Source organism: Asanoa sp. NPDC049475, from assembly GCF_040676915.1.
Classification (GTDB): Bacteria; Actinomycetota; Actinomycetes; order Mycobacteriales; family Micromonosporaceae; genus Asanoa.
In genome coordinates this window covers 505,428-527,928 of record NZ_JBFAPY010000004.1, presented here as the reverse complement: position 1 = coordinate 527,928, position 22,501 = coordinate 505,428, and the positions used below count along the sequence as shown (strand labels likewise).

Sequence of the window (22,501 nt, the reverse complement as noted above, 5' to 3'; positions counted from 1 at the left end):
GTGACGCGGCTGAGAGAGCTGTCAACCGATGCCCTCGGGATGGCACGCTTTGCTGGTGAGATTGCTGGTGGTCGAAGACGAGGCGCGGCTCGCGTCGGCGCTCCAGCGTGGGCTCCAGGCCGAGGGCTTCGCGGTCGACGTGGCCGGCGACGGACCCAGCGGGCTGGAGCTGGCCCGGCACGGCGAGTACGACGCCATGATCCTCGACGTGATGCTGCCGGGGCTGTCCGGCTACCGGGTGGTCCGCGCGCTGCGGGCCGAGGACCGGTGGCTGCCGGTGCTGATGCTCTCGGCCAAGGACGGCGAGTACGACCAGGCCGACGGGCTGGACTGCGGCGCCGACGACTACCTGACCAAGCCCTTCTCGTACGTGGTGCTGCTCGCCCGGCTCCGTGCCCTGCTGCGCCGGGGCGCACCGGCCCGGCCGGCGGTGCTCGAGGTCGGCGACCTGAGCCTGGACCCGGCGCAGCGCTCGGTGACCCGGGGCGGTGCGGCGGTCGGGCTGACGGCACGCGAGTTCGCGCTGCTGGAATACCTCATGCGCCGGCCGGGCGAGGTGGTCTCGAAGACCGAGCTGCTCGACCACGTCTGGGACGCCAGCCTGGACACCGCGCCGAACGCGGTCGAGGTGTACGTCGGCTACCTGCGCCGCAAGATCGGTCGGGAGCGGCTGGAGACGGTCCGCGGCGCCGGCTACCGGCTGGCGCCGTGAAACCCGCGCGGGTGTGGCGCCGGCTCAGCCTGCGCGGCCGCCTGATGGTGGTCGGCGTCTCCGGACTGGTCGCCGGCTTGCTCGTGGGCGGTGTGCTGCTGGTCAGCGTGCTGGGCAGCACTCTGCACCGCGGGGCGGAGGACGCCGCCACCAAGACCGCCGCGGAGCTGGCCCAACTGATCGCCGCCGACTCGTTGCCCGACCCGCTGCCGGTCTCCGGCGACGACGTGCGCGCCCAGGTCATCGACGGCCAGGGCCGCGTGGTCGCGGCGTCGCTGGGGGCCGACCGGCTGGTGCCGTTCCTCTACCCGGACGAACGGGCGGCGCGGGGCAGCGACAAGGCGCACAGTGTCTACATCGACGGGCAGCGGATCGGGGTCACCGGTCCCGTGCAGGTGGTCGCGGTGGACGCGGGCACGCGGGACGAGCCGCGCACGGTGCTGGTCGCGAAGTCGCTCGGCGACCTGGTGCGCGCGGTCGACCTGCTCAAGCACTCGCTGCTGATCGCGTACCCCCTGCTGGTCCTGTTGCTCGCGGCGATCGCCTGGCGGGTGATCGGCGCGACCCTGCGCCCCGTCGAGACGCTGCGGGCCGGCGCGCAGGCGATCACCGACGGTGCCCGGGCCGACCGGCTGCCGTTGCCGGCGTCCCGCGACGAGATCCACCGGCTGGCCGTGACGCTCAACGGGATGCTGGCGCGGCTGGAGGGCGCGCGGGCGCGGCAGCGGGCGTTCGTCGCCGACGCCGCGCACGAGCTGCGCTCGCCGCTGACCAACCTGCGCACCGAGCTCGAGGTGGCGCAGCGGATCGGGGAGGCGCCGGACGCCGAGGAGCTGCTGGCCGACGTGCGCCGGCTCGGCCGCCTGGTCGACGACCTGCTGCTGCTGGCCCGCTCCGACGACCTGGCCGGCCGCCCCGACCCGGTGACCGGCCCCGTCGACGTCGGTGCGCTGCTCGCCGGCATCGCGGCCCGCTATCCGGCCAATGTCACCCTGCGCCCGGTCGCCGGAGCGCCGTGGACGGTCGGCGACGAGGCGGCGCTCGACCGGGTGGTGGCCAACCTGGTCGACAACGCCGTGCGGCACGCCCGCGAGCGGGTCGAGCTGAGCGCCACCCTGGCCGGCGACCAGGTGGAGATCACCGTGACCGACGACGGCCCGGGCATCCCGGAAGCCGACCGCGAGCGGGTGTTCGACCGGTTCACGCGGCTCGACGACGCCCGCGCCAGGGACGCCGGCGGCGCGGGGCTCGGCCTGTCGATCGTGCGGGAGCTCGTCGCCCGGCACGGCGGCACGGTCACGCTCGGCGACGCGGCGCCGGGCCTCGTGGCCACCGTGCGGCTGCCGGCCGCGTCGATCGCCGACGCCGGGCTGGACAACCCGCCACCTCAGCCCCGGTCGGTGCAGACGGGCTTGGCCCGGCCGACCACCCCGGCCGGGTAGTTCACGCCGACGACGAAGCAATAGTCGCTGGTCGGGTCGAGCCCGTAGACGACGAAGTTGTCGCTGCCGGCGGGCAGCTGCTCGATCGGGCGGGGCTGCTGGCCGGTGCGGCCCGCCGACACCACGACCGTCCCGGCCGCGCCGGTCGGGTATTTCCAGCGCAGGGTGACCTGGTCGGTGCCGTCGTCCAGGGCGACACTGCCCGGCGGGGTGCCGGCCTTTGCCGTCGGCGGCGCGGTGGTGGGTGGCGGCGCCGTGCTGGTCGGCGGCACGGTGCGCGGCGTGGTCGGCTGGCTGACCGGGCCGGTGCCGGTGCCGTTGCCGTCGATCAGCGCGAACCCGGCGATCACCGCGGCGGCACCGAGCACGACGACCAGCAGGCCGGCGATCACCAGCGGGGTCACGCGGCGCTTGGGCTTCGCATAGGGGACCGGCAGCTGCTCGGCCGGGCGCCGCTCCGGCAGCCGGGTCGCACGGCGCTCCGCCTCTTCGCCGGCCTCCAGCTCCCGGGGATAGGCCGGTGCACCGGCGGGCAGGGCGGCGGCCCCGGGCTCGGTGCCCCAGGCGGCGCGGTCCCAGTCCTGGTGGGGCGCCATCTCCGGATCCGGGTCCGGCTCCGGCTGCTCGGGCGGCGGCTGTGCCCAGCGCTCGTCGTCGCGGCGCCGGGCCGCCGCCCAGGCCTCGTCGTCCGGGCGAGCGTCCCACCCGGTGCCGTCGTCCCACCCTTGGCCACCGGGATCGTCCCACGTCTCGCTGCTGGTGCTGTCCCAGCTCTCCTGGCGGCGCCAGACCTCGTCGCCGGTCTCGGCGGGCTCCCGCCGGCGAGCCCACTCCGACTGCGCCTGGTCGCTGGCGCGCCCGGACCACCCCGGGCGGCTGCGCGCGTCCTCGGGCCACAGCGGGACCTCCGGGGCGCGCTGAGTGGGCGGGGACCAGGCTTCCAGCGGCGGTTCGGTGTCGGGCGGGTAGGTCTCGGTCGCGTACGCGTCGCGCAGGTCGGAACTTGACGCGAAGCGGGTCGGCACGTCGTCGTCGGCCGCGTGCCGGGGCCGGAGCGGCCCGTCGTCATCGAGCGCGGACCCGCTGGTGAAGCCGTCGCGCAGCGTCGGGGTGACCGGGGCGGGGGCCACCGGCGGTGGGGCGAGCGGGGTCGGCGCCACGGGCGGCGGGGCCATGGGCTCGGGCACGGCCGGCGGGATGTGCTCGGGCACCGGCGTGAACGGGCGGGCGTAGCCGGTGCCGGCCGGGGAGATCGGCGAGCGCGGCGGTGGCGGACCCGAGCCGGCGGTGGCGACCCGTTCGCTGTCCTCGACCGCGCAGACGTGGTCGGGATCGGCCGCCGCCCGGGCCAGCGCGGCGACCTGGGCGATCAGCGGGTGCTCGGGCGGCAGGTGCGTGCGGCACAGCTCCTGGGCCAGCGCGAGGTGGGCGTGCGAGGCCTCGAGTCGGCCGCAGTCGCGCTCCATCGCGCCGAGTTTGGCCAGCATGCGGATGCCGGCCGGCCGGTCGTCACCGTAGACCTCGCGGTGCATCTCCCAGGCGTCCTCGAGCCGGGCCCGGGCGGCGGCGCAGTCGCCACGGGCGTATTCCACGGTGGCCAGGTCGGCGTGGACGGCCAGCACGCGCGCCGACTCGGGACCCTCGGCGGCGGACAGCTCGAGGATCACGTCGTGGTAGAGCCGGGCCGCCCGCTCGTGCGCCCCGACCCGGTGCAGCACCGCGGCGAGCGTGGTGGCGGTGTCGATCGTGCGCGGGTCGTGCGCGCCGTAGAGCCGGGTGGTCGCCGAGTAGGCGTAGGACGCCCAGCCCCGGGCTCCGTGCGCCTCGCCGAGCGAGAGCAGCACCTTGGCCTGCAACGCGGCGGCCAGGGCGAGCTCGTCGGTGGCCGTCGAGGGGGAGGGGTCGGCCGTGGCGAGAGCGCTGCCGAGCAGCTCTTCCGCGCCGGCCAGGTCACCGGCGTGGATCCGGTCCTGCGCCCGCGTGGTGAGGTCACCGAGGCCGATGGACATCGCCTCATCGTGCTTGCCCGGCGACGTTCTGTACAAGAGCCAGTTGGCCGAGATATTGACCGGACCCTACGTGACCAGGGCCTGTGTCGGAGGAAGTCGTCCTTTCGTGCGCATGGCGCACGTGGCTGGCTGGGCGTGCGTATGGCGCACGCCCGTTATGCCCGGTGCTCCTTGAGTCCGCCGAGGATCGCGTCGCTGATCCGCCGCAGCTCGGTGACCTGGCTCGGGCTGAGCTGGTCGAAGAGATGGCTGCGTACGCCCTCGACGTGGCCGGGCGCCGCCTCGGTGAGCCGGCGCATCCCCTCGTCGGTGAGCACCGCGAGCTGGCCGCGGCGGTCCGTCGGGCAGTCCTGACGCCGCACCCAGCCGGACTCCTCCAGCCGCGCCACCGCGTGCGAGAGGCGACTGCGGGACGACCCGCAGGCGTCGGCGAGCTCGCTCATCCGCATGTTGTGCTCGGGTGCCTCGGAGAGCCTGACCAGGATCTCGTAGTAGGCGTGCGGCATGCCGGCCTCGTGCTGCAGCTCGCGGTCGAGGGCATCCATCAGGGCTCGGGTCGCACCGAGGAACGCACGCCAGGTCGCCTGCTCCTGGTCGTCCAGCCATCGCGTCATGGCGACATCATACGCGCTTAGTTGAACTCTCAACTAGATCGCGCTACCGTTGTGAGCATGGGCATCCACCGACTCAACCACGCGGTCCTCTTCGTCAGTGACCTGGAGCGCAGCGTCGCCTTCTATCAGGACGTGCTCGGCTTCCGAAAGGTCGCTATGACGCCCGACGGGTTCGCCGGCGCGGCGTTCCTCCAGGCGAAGGACTCGGCCAACGACCACGACCTCGGGCTGTTCGAGCTCGCCGGTGCCGGGCCGTCGCCGGCCGGGCGGGCCACCGTCGGCCTCTACCACCTCGCCTGGGAGGTGGACACGCTCGACGAGCTCTCGGCGACCGCCGAGCGGCTGGCCGCCGCGGGCGCCCTCGTCGGCTCCTCCGACCACGGCAGCACCAAGTCGCTCTACGGCCGCGACCCCGACGGCCTCGAGTTCGAGATCGTCTGGCTGATCCCGGCCGACCAGCTCGACGACGCCGCCCTCGACGCGCGGCGCCGGATCGGCCGGCTCGACCTCGAAGCCGAGAAGGCCCGCTACGGCGGCCAGACGCGAGGCGGTGTCGGGATCTCCGTTCCGGCGTGAGGTCTTTTCCGCCAGAATTGACGGCATGGGCGGGCCGATCGACGACGTCGTGCGCGAGATCCTCGTGCGGCAGCTCGACGCGTGGGGCCCGGCCGCGCTGCACCGGTCCAAGCGGGCCACCTTCGCGCAGGCCTACGACGGCCCGCCGGACGGGCTCCCCGAGGCGGCACTTCGGGTCTTCGACGAGTTCACCGACCTGCTGCGTGGGCGCCGGCTGACCGCGCCGGTGGTCGCGCCGAGCCCCGACCGGGCTGCGCTCGAGGCGGTCTACCAGGAGCTCGACCGGCCGTCCGGGTTGGACATCCACGCCGTCGACGGCGGCGTCGACACGCTGCCGGCCGTGCTCATCGCCGCGTCGGCGACCGGCGCGCCGCTGCTGGCCTTCCTCGACGCCCCGAGCGGACCGCCGGCCGCGGCCACGCTGGCGGCGGTCGCGCGGGGCAAGCCGGGCGAGCTGCTGCTGGTGCTGGCCGCGGGTTTCCGGGAGCACCGGGCCTTGCTCAGCACGGCCGGGTTCCCCCTGGTCGCCGACGTCGAGCTGGTCGCCCGTGACGGCAGCGCGCGGTTGGTCGCGTTCGCCACCGGCTCGGGGAAGAGCCTCGACACGTTCAAGGACGCGATGTGGGCGGTCGACGAATACGCCGGTGTCCGCTACCGCGACCCGCACGACCCGGAGGGGCACCTGCTCGACATCTCCGAGCGGCCGCATCCGGGGCCGCTGCGCAGGGAGCTGCTGGCCCACCTGGCCGAGGTGGGCCGGGCGACGGTCACCGAGCTGCGCCAGTTCACCGTGACCGACACCGTCTACCGGGCGGCCGACGCCAACCGGGTGCTGACCACGCTCCTCAGCGCGGGCCAGGTGACCCGCGAGCCGCCGTCCGGCCGGCTCGGCGGCGACGTGGTCATTTCTCCTTCCGGCTAGCGCGTACGCGGGCGGTGGCCTGGTTGATCAGCAGTGACGCGCCTGTCGCCAGCACCACGATGTTGAACACCATCTGGAAGATGACCAGGATCCGGGCGCCCTGGCCGGACGCGTGGATGTCGCCGAAGCCGACGGTGAACAACGTGCTCAGTGCGAAGTAGAGGGCGTCGGTGCGGGTCGAGAGTCCCACGAACTGGGTCGGCAGGGAGATCGCCAACACGTAGTCGGCCAGCGCGAACGCGATCGCGCCCGCGACCAATGCGACGGCCAGGCCCTCCAGCGGCAGCTGGTCGCTGCGCAGTCGGCGCCTGATCTGCCAGACCACGAGCGCGATCGCGCCGCCGATGAACACCGCTGACGCCAGCGCGCGGAGCACCAGCCGCCAGCCGCTGTCGCCCCCCTCGACGGGCACGATGTAGTAGAGCGCGACCAGCAGCACGACCGCCGCGCACACCCGGAACCAGGCTGCCCGGCTCATATCGGACAATCTACTCAGGGCAGACGTACTCGTGGCGCCCTTCCGGTGTTATGGGAAGGACGCCACGAGGTGGGGAGGGTCAGCTCTTGTCCTGCTTCCAGGACAGCGGCCCCGGCAGGTCGACGCGGTGCGCGCGTGCCCGGGAGTTCCACGACCAGCGACCGATCTTGATGCTCCAGGAGCTGAAGCCGTTCTCCGTGAAGTTCAGGATGATCGGGCCGATCTTCTTCCGCTTGCGGAACATCAGACCCATGATCGAGCACTCCTTCGTCTCGCCCACGGCGTCCGGTGCGCGCCGGGGTCGGCAGGAATGTTCCCAGTGGGTCTGTTCGCGAAACCGCCTCAGTGGACGGTCAGCCCTTCATAACGGCGGCCCGCGACGCCCACGACATGATCGAGCGCTCGGAGGCGGCCGAGAGCAGCGAGAGGGCGCTCGCCCACGAGCCGATCGAGAACGCCGAGAAGGCGCTGCCGATGGAACCGATGCTGCAGACGGACCCGATCGAACCGATCGAAAGGACCGAGCCCCTCGATCCGATGCTGAGTACGGAGTCCTTCGAGCGGATGCAGAGCATGGTCGGTCTCCCTTCCTCGCCCTCGTAGTGCCCCGTCCGCGCGGCGCTATTCTCGAACGGTGAGCCGGGCTCGGATCGCGTTGACCATGGTCACCGTCGTCGCCCTCGTCGTGGCCGCCCTCGGCGGCATCGCGGCCTGGCGGGGCTGGTTCAGCGAGCCGTCGGTCCCGTCCGCGCCGGACGCGGCGCCGGCCAGCGTGACCGACGTGGTCACCGACCTGCGTGCTCCCTGGGGACTGGCGTTCCGGCCGGACGGCTCGGCGCTGGTCACCGAGCGGGACACCGCCCGGATCCTGACCGTGCGGGGCGGCAGCGCCACCGAGCTCACGGTGGTCGACGAGGCCGCGCCGGCGGGCGAGGGCGGCCTGCTCGGCATCGCGGCGGCCGGCGACTGGGTCTACGTCTACTACACGGCCGACGGTGACAACCGCGTCGCGCGCTTCCATCCGGACCGGCCCGACACCCGCGAGACGATCTTCACCGGCATCCCCAAGGCCGGCAACCACAACGGTGGCCGGATCGCGCTCGGGCCCGACGGGATGCTCTACGTCGGCACCGGCGACGCGGGGGACCGCGACACGGCTCAGGACCGCGGCAGCCTAGGCGGCAAGATCCTGCGCCTGACGCCCGACGGCGCCCCGGCGCCCGGCAACCCCTTCGGCGCCACCCCGGTCTACAGCTACGGCCACCGCAACGTCCAGGGCCTGGCCTGGGACGCGAGCGGGGCGATGTTCGCGTCGGAGTTCGGGCAGAACACCTACGACGAGCTCAACCGGATCGAGCCCGGCCGCAACTACGGCTGGCCCGAGGCCGAGGGCGACTCCACCGACCCGGCGTTCACCAACCCGATCGCCACCTGGCGCACCGCGGACGCGTCGCCCAGCGGCATCGCGGTCGGTCCGGACGGCCGGGTGTGGATGGCCTGCCTGCGGGGTGAGCGGCTCTACATGATCGGCACCGACGGCGGCGGGGCGCAGGCGCTGCTGCGCGATGAGCACGGCCGCCTGCGGCACGTGGCGGCGGCGCCGGACGGGTCGATGTGGGTGCTCACGTCCAACCACGACGGGCGGGGCGACCCGGCCCCGGGCGACGACCGGATTCTGCGCATCACCGTCTGATTCCCCCACCGTCGGGCACGCCGCCGTCCGACACCGGCGATTTCGCCGATGCGCGTCCGCGTGGCCGCGCCAAACACTGGTCAACGTCGATGTCCCCCGACGGACCAGGAGCCCCCCACGTGAAGACAGCCATCCGTCTGCTCGCGACGACCGCCGCGGCTGTGCTCGCCGTCGGCGTCGCGGGCGTGCCGAACGCCCTCGCCGCCGACAACCCGTACGAGCGCGGCCCCGCGCCGACGACCTCGATCCTCGACGCCTCCCGCGGCCCGTACGCCACCTCGTCGACCACCGTCTCCTCGCTGGTCAGCGGCTTCGGTGGCGGTGTCATCTACTACCCGACCACCACCAGCGACGGTACGTTCGGCGCGATCGCGCTCTCGCCCGGCTACACCGCCGCGTGGTCGAGCATCAGCTGGCTCGGCCCCCGGATCGCCTCGCACGGCTTCGTGGTCATCGGCATCGAGACCAACAGCCGCTTCGACCAGCCCTCCAGCCGCGGCACGCAGTTGCTGGCCGCGCTGGACTACCTGGTCAACAGCAGCTCGGTGCGTTCCCGTGTGGACGGCACCCGGCTCGCGGTCGGCGGGCACTCGATGGGTGGTGGCGGCACGCTCGAGGCCGCCTCGCGCCGGCCGTCCCTGCAGGCCGCCATCCCGCTCGCACCCTGGAACACGGACAAGACCTGGTCGGAGCTGCAGGTGCCGACGCTGATCATCGGTGGCGAGAGCGACTCGGTCGCACCGGTGGCGTCGCACTCGATCCCGTTCTACAACAGCATCCCGGCGTCGGCGGAGAAGGCGTACCTGGAGCTCAACAACGCCAGCCACTTCTTCCCGCAGAGCACCAACACGCCGACCGGCCGGCAGATGGTGGCCTGGCTCAAGCGGTTCGTCGACAACGACACCCGCTACGAACAGTTCCTCTGCCCGGGCCCGAGCGGCAGCGCGATCGACGAGTACCGCAACACCTGCCCCAGCAGCTGACCGAACGCGACCGACAAAGGCGCCCGTCAATAGACGGGCGTCTTTGTTGCGAGGAGCTTTCGGATAGGTGACACTGGACACATGCTTGTTGCACCGGCAGTGCATGTTCATGAGCATGCGGTGCTGCGCGGCCGGTCCAGAGAGCTGGCCGCGATCAGCCGGCTGCTGTGGCGGGTCGCGCACGGCTCGGGCGACGTGCTGCTGATCGAGGGCGACCCGGGGTCCGGCCGCAGCGCCCTGCTCGCCCACGCGACGCGGCAGGCGCCCGGGTTCGTCCGGCTCCACGTGCGAGGGCTGGCCGGCGAGACGGACCTGCCGTACGCGGCCCTGCACCGGTTGCCCGCGCCGCCACCCGTCCGCCGGCCCCGGACCGCCGAGCAGCGACTGCGGCTGTGCACCCGGGTGCTCGAGGCGGTCGTCGCCCGCAGCCGGGGCCGACCGGTGCTCCTCGTCGTCGACGACACGGACCGGATCGACCCGCCGTCGCTGGAGGTGCTCGCGTTCCTCGCCCGGCGGGCTCCGGACCACCGGATCGCGGTGCTGTTCGCCGGCACCACCGGGCCGCCGCTCGACGGCACCGCGCTGCGGCTCGCCCCGCTGGACGAGACCGCGGCGACCGAGGTGCTCGCCGACCAGGGCGTACGCGGTGAGCTCGCGGAGGTGCTGGTCGCGCTGGCCGGCGGCAACCCGGCGGCGCTGCACGACCTGGCCCTGGCGCTGACCCCGGCACAGCGGCGCGGGACCGACCCGCCGCCCGATGCCCTGCCTGTCGACGGCGCGCTGCACCGGGCGTACCGGACGCGGTTGGGCTCCCTGCCGCCGGCGACGCGGCGCGCGCTGCTGCTGGTCGCCCTCGACGACGGCCTGGATCCCGCGCTGCTGGCCCGCCTGGCCGGCGGCGCGCTCGCCTCGGCCGAACGGTCCGGGCTGGTCCGCGGCAGCGCCTTCGTGCACCCGGCGGCACGTGCGGCGGTGCGCGCCGAGGCCACGCTGGCGGAGCGGCAGCGCGCGCATCGTGCGCTGGCCCGGCTGCTGACCGGCGAGACCAACCGCCTGCGCCGGCTGCTGCACCTGGCCGCCGCCACCCCGCCGCCGAACGCCGGGCTGGCCGACGAGATCGAGCGCGCGGCGGCGTCCGTCGTGGACTGTCCCGTCGGATCGGTGGCGCTCGAACGGGCGGCCGAGCTCACCCCCGACGCCGGCCCCGCGTCGGCCCGCCGCGTGGCGGCGGCCCACTACGCCTGGCTGGGTGGCGATCCGGGCCGTGCCCGCCGGCTGTTGGCCCGCGCCGGCGCGACCGGCTCGCTGCTCGCGGGCGAGATCGCCCTGCGCGGCGGTACGCCCGGCGAGGCGTTGGACCTGCTGCTGGCCGCCGCCGACGAGCTGGCACCCGGCCGGCCGGAGCAGGCCTGGCGGGCACTGGTGCTGGCCGGCGAGGCGGTGTGCCTGCACGGCGACCACGCGCGCTACCGGGAGGTGCTGCGCCGGGCGGCTCAGCTGCGCCGGGCGGGCCTGGTCGACCCGGTGCGGTCGGCTCAGGTGGCCGGGCTCGCGGCGGCGCTGCGCGGCGACCACGAGCGGGCTCGGCCCGCGCTGCGCTCGGTGCTCGAGCTGCACACCTCGGACCCGGAGGTGCTCGTCTCGACGGCGTCGGCCGGGCTGCTGCTCGGCGACGACGCGGCCGCGCACCGCGCCCTGGAGCGCGCCGCCGAGCTGGCCCGGGCCAACGGCGCCGTCGCGCTGCTGCCGCGGGCGCTGGAGCTGCGCACCTTCGTCGAGTACTGGATGGGCGCCTACGCGGCCGCGGCGGCCAGCGCGCGGGAGGGGCTCGACGTGGCCCGCACCTGCGGCCAGCGAGCCGCCGCGGGCAACCTGGTCGGGCTGCTGGCGCTGCTGGCCGCGCTGCGCGGCGACGCCCCGGAGTGCATGCGGTGGATGCGGGAGCTGCGCTCGGGCTCACCCGCCGGCCGGCCGCGCGCGCTCGTGCAGTGGGCGCTGGCCGTGCTCGACCTGGTCGCAGGCCGCGCCTCGGACGCGCTGGGCCGGCTGGTCACGATGGCCGACCCGGCTTCCGGCAGCGGCACCCTGCTGATCCAGATGACCGCGGCGCCGTACCTCGTCGAGGCGGCGGCCGCGGCCGGAGACCCGGCGGCCGGCCGTGACGCGGCGGCGGTGTTCGGCCGATGGGCGGCAGCGACCGGCGACCCGACCCGGTGCGCGCTGTCCGCCCGCTGCCGGGCCCTGCTCGCACCGCGCGGGGGCGAGGTCGCGCTGGCCGAGTTCGCCCACGCACTGCGGCTGCACCCGGTCGACGGCGGCGACTTCGAACGGGCGCGCACGGAGCTGCTGCTCGGTCGCGACCTGCGCCGGGCGCGCCATCCCCGGGACGCCCGGCCGCACCTGCACCGCGCGGCGGAAGGCTTCGCCCTGGTCGACATGCCGGTCTGGGCCGCGCAGGCGACGGCCGAGCTGCGGGCCGCGGGCGAGGCGTCGGACCAGCCCGCGGCACCCGGGCTGTCGTTGACCGCGCAGCAGCAACGGATCGCCCAGCTGGTGGCGAGCGGTGCGACCAACCGGGAGGTGGCCGCCCAGCTCTTCCTCTCGACCCGCACGGTCGACCACCACCTGCGCAACATCTTCAGCCGGCTCGGTGTCCGCTCGCGGACCGAACTGGCCAACACGCTCTAGCTCGACGTGAACGCCGCCAGCAGGCGGCGCACGGCGGTCGCCAGGTCGGCCCGGTTCTCCGGTGTGCCCGGCGGTGGGGCGGTGAGTGCGCCGGCGCCGACCATCCGGTCGAAGAGCAGGCCGTCCACACAGGCCACGAAGTGGTCGCCGGCCTGGGCCGGGTCGGCCACGCCGGCCGCCGTCATCAGCGCGCGCGCCTGGTCGCGGGACGACCGCCCGTACTCCAGGATGGTCCGAAGCTCCGGGTGGTGGGTCGCCTCCAGCAGGCAGGCGTAGCGGGCCAGGGTGCGCTCGCGGCCGACCGTCAGCCAGGTGTCGAGCACCCGGGCCACGCCCTCGGCGAAACCCTCCGAGGCGTCCAGCTCCTGCGCGGCGACATCGGCGTTGTCGAGGTCGGCGAGCCGGCGGACCAGCCCCTCGATCAGCGCCTTGCGGGTGCGGAAGTACGCCGACGTCGTGCCGATGGACAACCCCGCGCGCGCGTCGACCGCGCGGTGGGTGAGGCCGCGCATGCCCTGCTCGGCCACGACGGAGATCGCGGCATCGGTGAGGTCGGTGAAGCGGGTCACGGACGGCTCCTGTTCTTCTACAGCTGTAGTATGGCCTTCTACAGCTGTAGAAGGGTGGGAAGGGTCATGGCGACTGCCGTCGTGGTCGGTGCGGGGATCGGTGGGCTCAGCGCGGCGATCGGCCTGCGCCGGCGGGGCTGGGAGGTCACGGTCCTGGAGCGGGCCGCCCGGATCGCCCCGGTCGGAGCCGGGATCACGCTGTTGGCCAACGGCATGCGCGGGCTCGACGCGCTGGGGGTCGGCGACGCGGTGCGGGCCGAGGGCCAGATCGAGGCGTCCGGCGGGCTGCGCACCCCCGACGGCCGCTGGCTCAGCCAGATCGACGGCGCCGACCTGGCCCGGGTGCTGGGCACGTCCGCGGTCGGCATCCACCGCGCCACGCTGCACCGGGTGCTGCTGGATGCGCTGCCGGAGGGCACGGTGGTCACCGGGGCGGAGGTGCACGACGTGGTGTCCGGCCCGCGTCCCCGGGTCGACGGCCGCGAGGCCGACCTCGTGGTGGCCGCCGACGGCATCGACAGCGCGGTCCGCCGGCGGCTGTGGCCCACCGTCCCGTCGCCCGCCTACGCCGGCACGACCGCCTGGCGCGGCGTGACCGCCGAGCCATGGCGCGGTCCGCTGGTCGTGGCGATCACCTGGGGGCCGGGTGCCGAGTTCGGCATGGTGCCGCTCGGCGACGGCCGGGTCTACTGGTTCGGCGCGGTCAACGCCCCGCGCGACACGCACTACGACGACGAGCTCGCGCAGGTGCGCGCCCGGTTCGGTGACTGGCACGACCCGATCCCGGCGCTGATGGCCGCCACCGACACCGTGCGGCGCGACGACCTGCGCTACCTGCGGACACCCGTGCCGTCCTATGTGCGGGGCGGGGTCGCGCTGCTCGGTGACGCCGCGCACGCGATGACCCCGAACCTCGGCCAGGGCGCCAACCAGGCGATCGAGGACGCGGTGGTGCTGGCGGCCTACTGCGACCCGGCCGGTGACCTCGGCGCGGGGCTGGCCGCCTACGACACGGCGCGGCGGCCGAGGTCGCAGCAGGTGGCGCGGGCGGCGTACCAGATGGGTCGGTTCGGCCAGCAGTTGCACAACCCGGTGGCGGTCGCGCTGCGCAACGCGGTGATCAGGTTCACGCCGCCGAAGGCCAGCCTCCGCTCGATGGCCCGCTTCGCCTCCTGGACCCCGCCCGCGACCTAGGGTTGACCGATGGGCGACGTGGAGGAGCGGCTGCGGGCCGAGCGCGCCGGCACCGTCGCGCAGATCGAGACGTTGAGCCGGGTGGTCGAGGGGATCGTCACGGCGCAGACGGGCACGGCGACCGACGACGAGCACGACCCCGAGGGCCAGACGATCGCGTACGAACGTGCCCAGGCGGGAGCCATGCTGCAGCGCGCCCGTGACCGGCTGACGGCGATCGACGCGGCGTTGGCCCGGGTGGACGCCGACAGCTACGGCCGCTGCGAGCGCTGCGGTGAGCCGATCGACCCGGAACGCCTGGCCGTCCTGCCGGCGGCGCGCACCTGCGTGGCCTGCGCCGCCGGAAGACGTTGAGGATCAGGCCTCGCGGACGACCGAGAGCTGGTTGAGCATCTGGGTCTCGCTGCCGACGTTGGCCGGCGTCTCGACGCCGAGCGCGCGGAGTTGACCCTGCATGAACGCGACGAGCTGCGCCCGGTATTCGCGGTCGAACTGCTGCAGCGACTCGATCTCCTGCTGCAACGCCTCGCGCTGCGGCTGGAGGCTGCCGACCTGCTCGTCGTAGCGGCGCTGCGCGTCCTGCTCGAGCGCGTCGGCGGCGTCCTGGGCCTCCTGCGCGACCTGCTCGGCCGTCGCGTGGGCCTCGGCGACCATCCGCTCCGCCGCCTCGGTGGCGTCGGTGACGACCTGCTCGGCCGTGGCCTGTGCCTCGTTGAGCACACGCTCGCCCTCGGTGCGGACGTCGTCGGCGTGCGCGGCCGCTTCGCGGGCGGACTGCTCGGCCGAAGCGCGCGCGTCGGACAGCACCTTGTCGGCCTGCCGGCGCATCTCGTCGGAGTAGCCCTGCGCCTCGCGGGCGACCTGGTCGGCGGCCCGGCGGGCCTCCGCGAGGAGCTGCTCGGACTGGCGCTGGGCGGCCGCGATGTGCTCGTCGGCGGTGCGCTGGGCAAGGGTCAGCACGGAGAGTGCTTGGTGAGAGTTGGGTTCCACGAGCGCCTCACTGGGGGTGGGCTCGACCACATGGTGGCCATTGTCCGGAGTCGTCCCGCCGAACAACCCTTTTACGCGGCCTTTAACCCGGTTGTCGGTCACCGGTCGACCTCCGTCCTTGAGCGGCCCGGTCGGCCGGACGCTACCAGGCCCGGCGCCCTTTGTTCGAGGGGGAAGGGCACAGGAACCACCCTTGACCAGGTGCGTTCGCCCTTAATGTCCACGATGAGCTGAGTGAATTCGGCCGGGTTGGTGGACTATCCGGTCAGCGAGCTCGGCGGCCAACCGGTCAATGTCGGGAAGTAGACCACGGTGGACCGCGGCGCGTTCGGCGACGAGCTGCTCCCGGCCGGCGGCGACGATCGCGTCCGCCTCGGCGCGGGCGGCCGCCAACGCGTCGGCCCGGGTCTGCGCCGCCTCGGCCCGCGCCTGTTCACGGATCGCCGCGGCCTCGGCGCGTCCCTCGGCCAGCTTCTCGCGATAGCTGTCGCGGAGCCGCTCGGCTTCGCTCCTGGCCGCTTCGGCCCGGGCGAGGCCACCGTCGATCGCGTCGGCGCGAGCCTCGAACGTGCGCTCCATCCGCGGGAACACGACCTTCATCAGCACGAGCGCGAGCAGACCGAACGCGACGAGACCGATCAGCACCTCGGGCAGGAGCGGCGTGATGGCGAGATACGGGTTGTCGATGTCGAACACTGCGACCTCCGGACCGGGACATCGAACCTATCGGATGTCCACCGCGCCCGTCAGCCCGCGACCGGGACGAGCTCGCCGGCCGCCCAGAGCGGAAGCTGGTCGGCGTAGTGCGGATCACCGGGCCGTCCGCTCGCCCCGAACGGCACGATCCAGCGGCTGGCGGCACGGTCACGCAGATCCCAGACCCAGCGGGCGACCGGCCCTCGCCAGCACGCGTCGGACACACCGGGCACGCTGGACGTGGCGAGCACGCAGTCGGTGTCGCCGCTGAGTGCGGCCGTCGGCGCGCCGCCGGGAACCGCCTGGATCGGTGCCAGCACGTGCGTGGCGCCCCACGGCCGGGCCGGCTCGGCGGCGGCGTCTTCGAGCGCGGCCGCCGCGACCGCACCGCACACCTCGGGGCCGAGCCCGGCGACGACGCTCTCCAGCGCGACGCCGATCCGGCCGAGTGGGTCGGTCCACGGCGCGAACAGCTCGTCGTACGCGGACGGCGCACGCAGCGACGCCAGCGCCGGGTGGTCGTGCAGCCGCCGGACCAGCGCGGACCGCCACGCGGCATAGCCGCCGGCCGCCACGCTGGACGCGTCCATGTGACCGTCCCAACGCAGCAACCGGTCGCGCAGCAGCGCGGCCGGCCCGTCGACGACCGCCGCCGCCAGCAGGGGTGTCAACACCGGTGTCCGGCTGTCGGTGTGGATCGCCCCCGCCGGGGCACCGGAGTCGACCAGCTCGCGGATCCGCCGTGCCCGATGCCTCGGCGCGAAGTCGAGGCCGAGCGCCGCGACCTGTGGACGGCGGTCGTTGGCATGCACGGCCACGCCGGACACGGGCGCGGCCGGCGTGGGTGCGTAGCCCTGCCAGGCGTACCGGGACTCCCAGGCCGGCACCGGCTCGCGCCGGCAGCGTTCGTCGCGCACCGGCACCAGCCCGGCGACCAGCTCACGCACGTCGCCCGTCGGGTCGGCGACCAGCACGCTGTTGACCGGCTCGACCCAGCGCCGCAGCGCGTCGACCACGTCCGCCGTGGACCCGGCCCGCAGCAACGGCAGCAGCGCGTCGAAGCCGAGCGCGCCCTCGACCCGGCTCGGCGTGCGCAGGCTCAGCGCCTCGCCGGTGCGCCGGTCGACGTCGACCACGGGACCGCGCGCGGTCTCGACCACCTCGACGGGCTCGGACGCGCCGCCCCGGACCGCGACGTGTTCGACGTGGACGGCGACCGGCTCCCAGCCGGACGGGCCGCGCGCCGACGTCGTGCCGCCGCGCCGCCGCAGCTCCTCGCGATAGAGGTCCTGGTAGTCGGCCATCGCGTTGGTGATCCCCCAGGCGACCCCACCCGCGTGCCCGAAGTGCGGCACGCCGGGCACGCCGGGGAACGCCAGCCCGATCACGTCGAACTCGGGGCAGGCCAACCCGACCTGCTGGTAGACGCCGGGCAGCTCGAGCAGCCGGTGCGGATCACCCGCGAGCACCGGCCCGGCCGTCGCCCAGGCGTTGCTGCCGGACCCGCTGGTGGCGAACAGCTCGGTGTCGCCGAGGGCGGCCGCGAGGTCGGCGCGCCACAGCTTGTGCGGGAACGTGCCGAACAGCGCGTGCTGCACCAGGAAGACGCCGAGCGGCGTCCACGGCCGCCAGTCGTCCGGCCGGTGCGCGGTGGCGGCGAACTCGGGAGCGTCGGTGACCCGCAGCCCCTCGTTGACGCCGTCGACGTACGCGGCCACCCAGCGGCGGGTCTCCGGATCCAGCCGGGCGAAGCACCGCCGCGCGGTGTCGTCCAGCCGCGCCCTGCGGGCGAACCGGTCCCAGGGCACCTCCGCCGGGCCGAGCACCGAGGCCGACCGGCCCTCCGAGCGCAGCCGTTCCACCTCGATCTGCCAGGCCCGGTCGGTGGCGGTGACCCGGCCCTGGAGGAACGCGAGCCGGTCGGCGTCGGCGGCCCAGAGGTGCGGGATGCCCCAGTCGTCGCGCCGGACCTTCACCGGGCGGCGATCGGGTTGGCCAGCGTGCCGGCGAAGATGAGCGACCCGGCTTGGTCGGTGAGGTCGACCATCTGGAGCGTGTTGCGCAGCTGGAGCCGGTTGAGGCAGGAGTGCCTGAACTCCGGCCGGGCCAGGGCGAGGCGCCCCCGCAGGTCCGGATGGTCGGACGCGTGTTCCTCGACGCAGTCGGCGACCAGCGCCCAGAACCGGTCCCAGGGCAGCACCCCGTCGCCGTCGAGGATGCCGGCGAGGTGCCGCAGGAAGCCGTCGAACACGTCGGTGTGCAGGGCCAGCGCCTTGACGTCGTCGGACACGTCGATCCGGATGCGCTCGATCTCCGGCGGAAGCGGCCGCTCGACGCTCATCACCGCGACCTCCTCGCCGATGTCCTTCATGAACACCCGCGTCGGCACGTGCCCCTCCAGCACGAGGATCAGGTTCTCGCCGTGCGGCATGAACGCCAGGTCGTGCTTCAGGACGCAGTGCACCACCGGGCGCACGTACGCGCGTAGGTAGGTCCTGACCCACCTCTCGGCCGGCAGCCCCGACGCCGCGACCAGCTCGGCGGCCAGGAAACGGCCGGACCGGTCGCGGTGCAGCAGGCTCGCCATCGTGGCCAGGCGCTCGCCGGCCGCGAGGCGCGGCACCGGGCTCTCCCGCCAGAGCGCGGCGAGCATCCGCTGGTGCGCGGAGGGGAAACCGCTGCGGTGGTACGCGTCGCCGGTGTAACCCACCGAGGCCAGCTCGCGCAGCACGCTGAAGCCGCACTCCCGCAGGGTCTCGTCGCCCTCGACGACGCCCGCCACCCAGTCGTTGATCGGCGGTGTCGCGCGCATGTAGCCGGGGGAGAGGCCGCGCAGGAAGCCCATGTTCTGGATGGCCAGGGCGGTCTTCACGTAGTGCCGATCAGGCCGGTCGGCGTTGAAGAAGGTCCGGATCGACTGCTGCGCCCGGTAGCGGTCCGGTCCGCTGCCGAGCGGCACGATCGCCCGCCGCGCCACGTCGGGCGCGAACGTCACCGCGTGCTTGTGCTCCCACTGCCAGGGGTGGGCCGGCAGGTAGCGGTAGTCGGCGGGGTCCAGGCCGAGCGCGCGCAGCCGGCCGGCGAACCGGTCCAGCGTGTCCTGGCCGAGCTCGTCGGCGTAGAGCGCGTCCTCGGTCACCCCGGCTCCCGCGGTGAACGCGCTCTCGGACCGCAGCACCGCGAGCCAGACCAGCCGCACCGGTCGGCCCGCCTCGGGGGCGTACGCCTCGTGGTCGGCCAGCCCGAACCCGATCCGCCCGTTGTTGGCGACGAAACCGGGGTGTCCCTCGGTCATGGCGGCCTCGATCGACTGGAAGTCGGCGTGCACCAGCGCGGCGGCGTCGTGCCGCTCGTGGTGGTGCTTCCAGGCGGCGCCGGCCAGGGTCGCCGCGATCTCCTCCAGGTAGGTGCCGACGAGCCGGTCCGGGATGCCGAGCGTGCCCGCGAGGCCCGCGACGAACGCCATCGCGTCCAGCGGCCCCTCGATCGAGTCCGGGTCGACCACCCAGTGCTCCAGCGGGTATCGGCGGGCGCGGAAGCGATGGTCGCCCAGGACCCACCCGTCGCCGTCGGGCTCGGGTGTGACGATCCGTTCGTGGCTGAACTCGGCGATCGCCTTGGCGATCAGCCGCCGGTGGGCGAAGGCCATCGTCTCCGGCGTCAGGTGCGCCGGCGGTTCCGGTCTCGTCAACACGTACGCGTCACGCGTGCAGAAGCTCAGGTTGGCCACCTTGTCGGAGAGCTGGACGCGTCGCTGGACCACGAAACCGACCTCGGCGTTCTTGCGGGCGATGGCGTCGTTGCGCTCGTCGGGCTCGACCACCACCCGGCGGGCTCGCGGGTCGGCGAAGACGAACTCCATGACGGCCCGCATCACGCCCGACGTGAGCCCGTGTTGTCTCTTCCCGCCCGGCGGGGCGACCAGCACGTGCATCCCGACGTCGCCGTCGGCGACCGGGTAGTGCGCCGCGAGCTCACTGTGCGCCGGGTCGTAGGTCTCGGCCAGGAACGCCGGCTCGCCCTCGATGCGGCCGAGCCAGGCGTGGTGGTGCGGGTCGGCCGCGATCTCCGCGTACGCCTTGCGCACGGTGTCCACCGAGGCGCCCCGCATGCCCCAGTAGACCGACCGCGGGTGGGTGACCCAGGCGTGCAGCAGGTCCGCGTGCGCGCCCGGGTCGAGCGGTTCGAGGGTGAACGTCACGGTGCCACCTCCGCGAACGCCGGTGCCGGCGCGCCGAACTCCTGGAACGCGATGCGCTCCTCGACCGGGTAGACCTCGCGCCCGGTGAGGGCGCGGATGATGACCGAGTTGCGGTAGGCGCCCATGCCGAGGTCGGGCGCGGTGAGGCTGTGCGTGTGCTCCTCGGCGTTCTGCACGAAGATCTCGTCGCCGACGCGGTCGACCGCGTAGTCGAGCGAGACGTCGTAGCGGCCCCGCTCGTCCCACCGGATCCGGTCGCGCACGGGTTCGAGGAACGCCGGCACCCTGGGCGCGTAGCCGGTGGCCAGCACCAGGCCCTGCGTCTCGGCGGTGAACGAACGGTCCTGCTCGCGGTGGTGCAGGTCGAGGGTGTAGCGGTCGCCGTCGTGGTGGGCGCCGGTGACCTCGACACCGGTGCGCAGCGTCGTGTTGACCGGGCTCGTCAGGCTCTGCTCGTAGAGCGTGTCGAAGATGGTGTCGACCAGGTCGCCGCTGATCCCCTTGTAGAGGTTGCGCTGCTCGCGGGCGAGCCGGTCGCGGGTCGCGGCGGGCAGGGCGTGGTGGTAGCGGATGTAGTCCGGCGACGTCATCTCCAGCGTCAGCTTCGTGTATTCCATCGGGAAGAACCGCGGCGACCGGGTCAACCAGGTCAGGTGGTAGCCGTGCTCGGTGGCGCCGGGCAGCAGATCCAGGTAGATCTCGGCCGCGCTCTGTCCACTGCCGACGATGGTGATCGAGTCGAGCCGCTGGAGCCTCTTTTTGGCGGGCAGGTAGTCGGCGCTGTGCACGATCGGCAGGTCGCGGAGGGCCGGGGGAACGTGCGGCGCGGTGCCGATGCCGAGCACGAGCTTGCGCGCCAGCACCGTCTCGACCGCTCCGGCCGAGAGGACCCGCAGGGCGTACACGTCGCCGTCGTGGTCGATGCGCTCCACCCGGCTGCCGAACCGGATCGGAAGCTGCGCGGCCGCCCAACGGCAGTAGTCGTTGTACTCGGCCCGCAACGGGTAGAAGCTTTCGCGGATGTAGAAGCGGTAGAGCCGGCCCGTCTGCTTGAGGTAGTTGAGGAACGAGAAGCGCGAAGTCGGGTCGGCCAGCGTGACCAGGTCGGCGACGAACGGCACCTGGATCGTCGCGCCCGGGATCATCAGGCCCGGATGCCAGTCGAAGCCGTCGCGCTGCTCGAAGAAGACGCCGTCCACATCGGAGAGTCCGGCGGTCAGGCAGGCCAGCCCGAGGTTGAACGGGCCGACCCCGACGGCGGCGAAGTCGTGGACGCGCATCAGACCACCGCCGTCGCGAGCCGGGTGTCGTCGTCGGCCAGGAGCGCCCAGCCGGTCTCGCGTACCAGATCGAGCACCGCACGCAGGTGTTCGGTCGTGGTCATCGGGTTGAGCAGCGTGAACTTGAGCCACTGCCGGCCCTCCCGGGTGGTGCCGGCGATGATCGCCTCGCCGCCCGCGAACAGCCTGGCCCGCAACCTCGGGGTCAACTGGTCGCAGGCGTTCTCGTCGAGCCGGGCCGGGCGGTAGCGGAAGAGCACCGTGCTCAGCGTCGGCTGCGCGGCGACCTCGAACTCGGGGTCGTCGGTGAGCAGCCGGTGCGCGTCCTCGGCGAGGTCGACGACCCGGTCGAACATCGCCCCGAGCTGCTCGGCGCCGACGGTGCGCAGGGTCATCCAGAGCTTGAGCGCGTCGAACCGGCGGGTCGTCTGCAGGCTCTTGTCGACCTGGTTGGGCACGGTCGCCGTGCGGGGGTTGAGGTAGTCGGCGTGGTGGGCCATCCGGCGCATCGCGCTCGCGTGGCGGACGATGATCGCGCTCGAGCTGATCGGCTGGAAGAAGCTCTTGTGGAAGTCGACCGTGACGGAGTCGGCCCGCTCGATGCCGTCGAGCAGGTGCCGGCGGCGGGTGGAGACCAGCAGACCGCAGCCGTACGCGGCGTCGACGTGCAGCCAGACGCCCCGGCGCGCGCAGGCCTCGGCGATCTCCGCGATCGGGTCCACGCAGCCGAGATCGGTGGTGCCGGCGGTGGCGACCACGGCGATCGGCACCAGCCCGTACGCGGACAGGTCGTCCAGCGTACGGGTGAGCGCGGCCGGGTCCATCCGCCCGGCGGGGTCGGTGGCCACGGTGACGACGGCGTCCTTGCCGAGACCGAGCAGGATCGCCGCCTGGGTGACGCTGAAATGCGTCTCGGTGGTCGCGAGGACGCGCATCCGGGACAGGTCGGTCGCGGGGCTGGCCTCGCGGGCGAGCAGCAGCCCGTGCAGGTTGGACTGGGTGCCCCCACTGGTGAAGACGCCGTCGGCGTCCGGGCCGAAGCCGATCCGGCCGGCGGCCCAGTCGACCAGGCGGCGCTCGATCAGCGTGCCGGTGGTGCTCTGGTCGTAGGTGTCGACGGACGAGTTGACCGCCGCCAGCAGCACCTCGGCGCTGAGGGCGGGCAGGGCGACCGGGCAGTTGAGGTGGGCGACGTAGCCGGGCTCGTGGAACCAGACCGCGTTGTCGAGGTAGAGCCGGGCGACCTCGTCGAGGGCGGCGTCGGTGTCGCCGAGCGGCCGGTCGAGGTCGACGGCGTCGACCATCCCCTGCAGGTCGGTCAGGCTCGCGCCGGAGTACGGGCGGCGCACGGTGCGTACCCGGTCCGCCACGGCGGCCGCGGCCCGCTCGACGTCACGCTGGAACGTTCCCACAGTGGACCGACCGAACAGGTGTGGAGATGACCCCTCCAACAC

General features: G+C 73.9%; 21 protein-coding genes. 10 read left to right on the top strand and 11 right to left on the bottom strand.

The annotated features are described in order from the left end of the window. The first annotated feature begins 55 nt into the window (after positions 1 to 55). Positions 56 to 712, top strand: a complete 657-nt coding sequence (locus AB0J88_RS18000) for a response regulator transcription factor (RefSeq protein WP_364343130.1) — start codon at positions 56 to 58, stop codon at positions 710 to 712. 44 nt (positions 713 to 756) lie between these two features. Beyond that, positions 757 to 2,154 (top strand): ATP-binding protein, encoded by a 1,398-nt coding sequence (locus AB0J88_RS17995; RefSeq protein WP_364344543.1) that lies wholly within the window; start codon positions 757 to 759, stop codon positions 2,152 to 2,154. On the opposite strand, the gene AB0J88_RS17990 is transcribed toward AB0J88_RS17995, so the two are convergent. Continuing rightward, positions 2,100 to 4,163, bottom strand: a complete 2,064-nt coding sequence (locus tag AB0J88_RS17990; protein ID WP_364343132.1) for a tetratricopeptide repeat protein — start codon at positions 4,161 to 4,163, stop codon at positions 2,100 to 2,102. The genes AB0J88_RS17995 and AB0J88_RS17990 overlap by 55 nt on opposite strands. A gap of 155 nt (positions 4,164 to 4,318) precedes the next feature. Further along, entirely contained in the window at positions 4,319 to 4,777 is a 459-nt protein-coding gene (locus tag AB0J88_RS17985) for a MarR family transcriptional regulator (protein WP_364343134.1), read from the bottom strand. A 57-nt stretch (positions 4,778 to 4,834) separates the two neighbouring features. On the opposite strand from AB0J88_RS17985, the gene AB0J88_RS17980 reads away from it, so the two are divergent. Then, positions 4,835 to 5,353 carry a VOC family protein gene (locus AB0J88_RS17980; RefSeq protein ID WP_364343136.1) on the top strand — a complete coding sequence of 173 codons (519 nt, stop codon included), beginning with the start codon at positions 4,835 to 4,837 and terminating at the stop codon, positions 5,351 to 5,353. A 25-nt stretch (positions 5,354 to 5,378) separates the two neighbouring features. Further along, the gene (locus AB0J88_RS17975) at positions 5,379 to 6,275 is read left to right on the top strand and encodes a hypothetical protein (RefSeq protein ID WP_364343138.1); all 897 of its coding nucleotides are present in this window, start codon (positions 5,379 to 5,381) and stop codon (positions 6,273 to 6,275) included. On the opposite strand, the gene AB0J88_RS17970 is transcribed toward AB0J88_RS17975, so the two are convergent. Further along, positions 6,256 to 6,753, bottom strand: a complete 498-nt coding sequence (locus AB0J88_RS17970; protein WP_364343140.1) for a potassium channel family protein — start codon at positions 6,751 to 6,753, stop codon at positions 6,256 to 6,258. The genes AB0J88_RS17975 and AB0J88_RS17970 overlap by 20 nt on opposite strands. A gap of 79 nt (positions 6,754 to 6,832) precedes the next feature. Further along, entirely contained in the window at positions 6,833 to 7,006 is a 174-nt protein-coding gene (locus tag AB0J88_RS17965; protein ID WP_089248056.1) for a DUF4236 domain-containing protein, read from the bottom strand. Between the two features lie 92 nt (positions 7,007 to 7,098). On the opposite strand from AB0J88_RS17965, the gene AB0J88_RS17960 reads away from it, so the two are divergent. From AB0J88_RS17960 to AB0J88_RS17945, 4 genes are all read left to right on the top strand, one after another. Further along, a complete protein-coding gene (locus tag AB0J88_RS17960; protein WP_364343143.1) occupies positions 7,099 to 7,356 on the top strand; it encodes a hypothetical protein in 258 nt (85 codons plus the stop codon). Positions 7,357 to 7,387: 31 nt separating this feature from the next. Further along, complete coding sequence (locus AB0J88_RS17955) at positions 7,388 to 8,446, top strand: PQQ-dependent sugar dehydrogenase (RefSeq protein WP_364343146.1); 1,059 nt, start codon at positions 7,388 to 7,390, stop codon at positions 8,444 to 8,446. A gap of 161 nt (positions 8,447 to 8,607) precedes the next feature. Then, positions 8,608 to 9,429, top strand: coding sequence for an alpha/beta hydrolase (locus tag AB0J88_RS17950; RefSeq protein WP_364344546.1), 822 nt, complete (start codon positions 8,608 to 8,610; stop codon positions 9,427 to 9,429). An 81-nt stretch (positions 9,430 to 9,510) separates the two neighbouring features. Then, positions 9,511 to 12,117, top strand: a complete 2,607-nt coding sequence (locus AB0J88_RS17945; protein ID WP_364343149.1) for an AAA family ATPase — start codon at positions 9,511 to 9,513, stop codon at positions 12,115 to 12,117. Here the strand turns inward: AB0J88_RS17945 and AB0J88_RS17940 are convergent. Continuing rightward, positions 12,114 to 12,686: a TetR family transcriptional regulator gene (locus AB0J88_RS17940; protein ID WP_364343152.1), complete on the bottom strand. Its 573-nt coding sequence runs from the start codon at positions 12,684 to 12,686 to the stop codon at positions 12,114 to 12,116. The two genes, AB0J88_RS17945 and AB0J88_RS17940, sit on opposite strands and share 4 nt — an antisense overlap. A gap of 66 nt (positions 12,687 to 12,752) precedes the next feature. Between AB0J88_RS17940 and AB0J88_RS17935 the strand changes: the two genes are divergently transcribed. Continuing rightward, positions 12,753 to 13,880, top strand: coding sequence for an FAD-dependent monooxygenase (locus AB0J88_RS17935; protein ID WP_364343155.1), 1,128 nt, complete (start codon positions 12,753 to 12,755; stop codon positions 13,878 to 13,880). Positions 13,881 to 13,889: 9 nt separating this feature from the next. Then, entirely contained in the window at positions 13,890 to 14,234 is a 345-nt protein-coding gene (locus tag AB0J88_RS17930; RefSeq protein ID WP_364343158.1) for a TraR/DksA C4-type zinc finger protein, read from the top strand. A gap of 3 nt (positions 14,235 to 14,237) precedes the next feature. Here the strand turns inward: AB0J88_RS17930 and AB0J88_RS17925 are convergent, their stop codons facing one another. The 6 genes from AB0J88_RS17925 to AB0J88_RS17900 form a co-directional block, all read right to left on the bottom strand. Further along, positions 14,238 to 14,840, bottom strand: a complete 603-nt coding sequence (locus AB0J88_RS17925; protein WP_364343161.1) for a hypothetical protein — start codon at positions 14,838 to 14,840, stop codon at positions 14,238 to 14,240. A gap of 243 nt (positions 14,841 to 15,083) precedes the next feature. After that, complete coding sequence (gene atpF, locus AB0J88_RS17920; protein WP_364343164.1) at positions 15,084 to 15,566, bottom strand: F0F1 ATP synthase subunit B; 483 nt, start codon at positions 15,564 to 15,566, stop codon at positions 15,084 to 15,086. Between the two features lie 50 nt (positions 15,567 to 15,616). After that, on the bottom strand, positions 15,617 to 17,542 hold the full coding sequence (locus AB0J88_RS17915; RefSeq protein WP_364343167.1) for a penicillin acylase family protein: 1,926 nt from the start codon (positions 17,540 to 17,542) through the stop codon (positions 15,617 to 15,619). After that, a complete protein-coding gene (locus tag AB0J88_RS17910; protein ID WP_364343170.1) occupies positions 17,539 to 19,767 on the bottom strand; it encodes a GNAT family N-acetyltransferase in 2,229 nt (742 codons plus the stop codon). Before AB0J88_RS17910 ends, AB0J88_RS17915 begins: the two co-directional genes overlap by 4 nt. Further along, complete coding sequence (locus AB0J88_RS17905) at positions 19,764 to 21,047, bottom strand: lysine N(6)-hydroxylase/L-ornithine N(5)-oxygenase family protein (RefSeq protein WP_364343173.1); 1,284 nt, start codon at positions 21,045 to 21,047, stop codon at positions 19,764 to 19,766. Before AB0J88_RS17905 ends, AB0J88_RS17910 begins: the two co-directional genes overlap by 4 nt. Further along, complete coding sequence (locus AB0J88_RS17900; protein WP_364343176.1) at positions 21,047 to 22,459, bottom strand: aspartate aminotransferase family protein; 1,413 nt, start codon at positions 22,457 to 22,459, stop codon at positions 21,047 to 21,049. The genes AB0J88_RS17905 and AB0J88_RS17900 overlap by 1 nt, the downstream gene beginning before the upstream one ends. Positions 22,460 to 22,501: the final 42 nt, after the last annotated feature.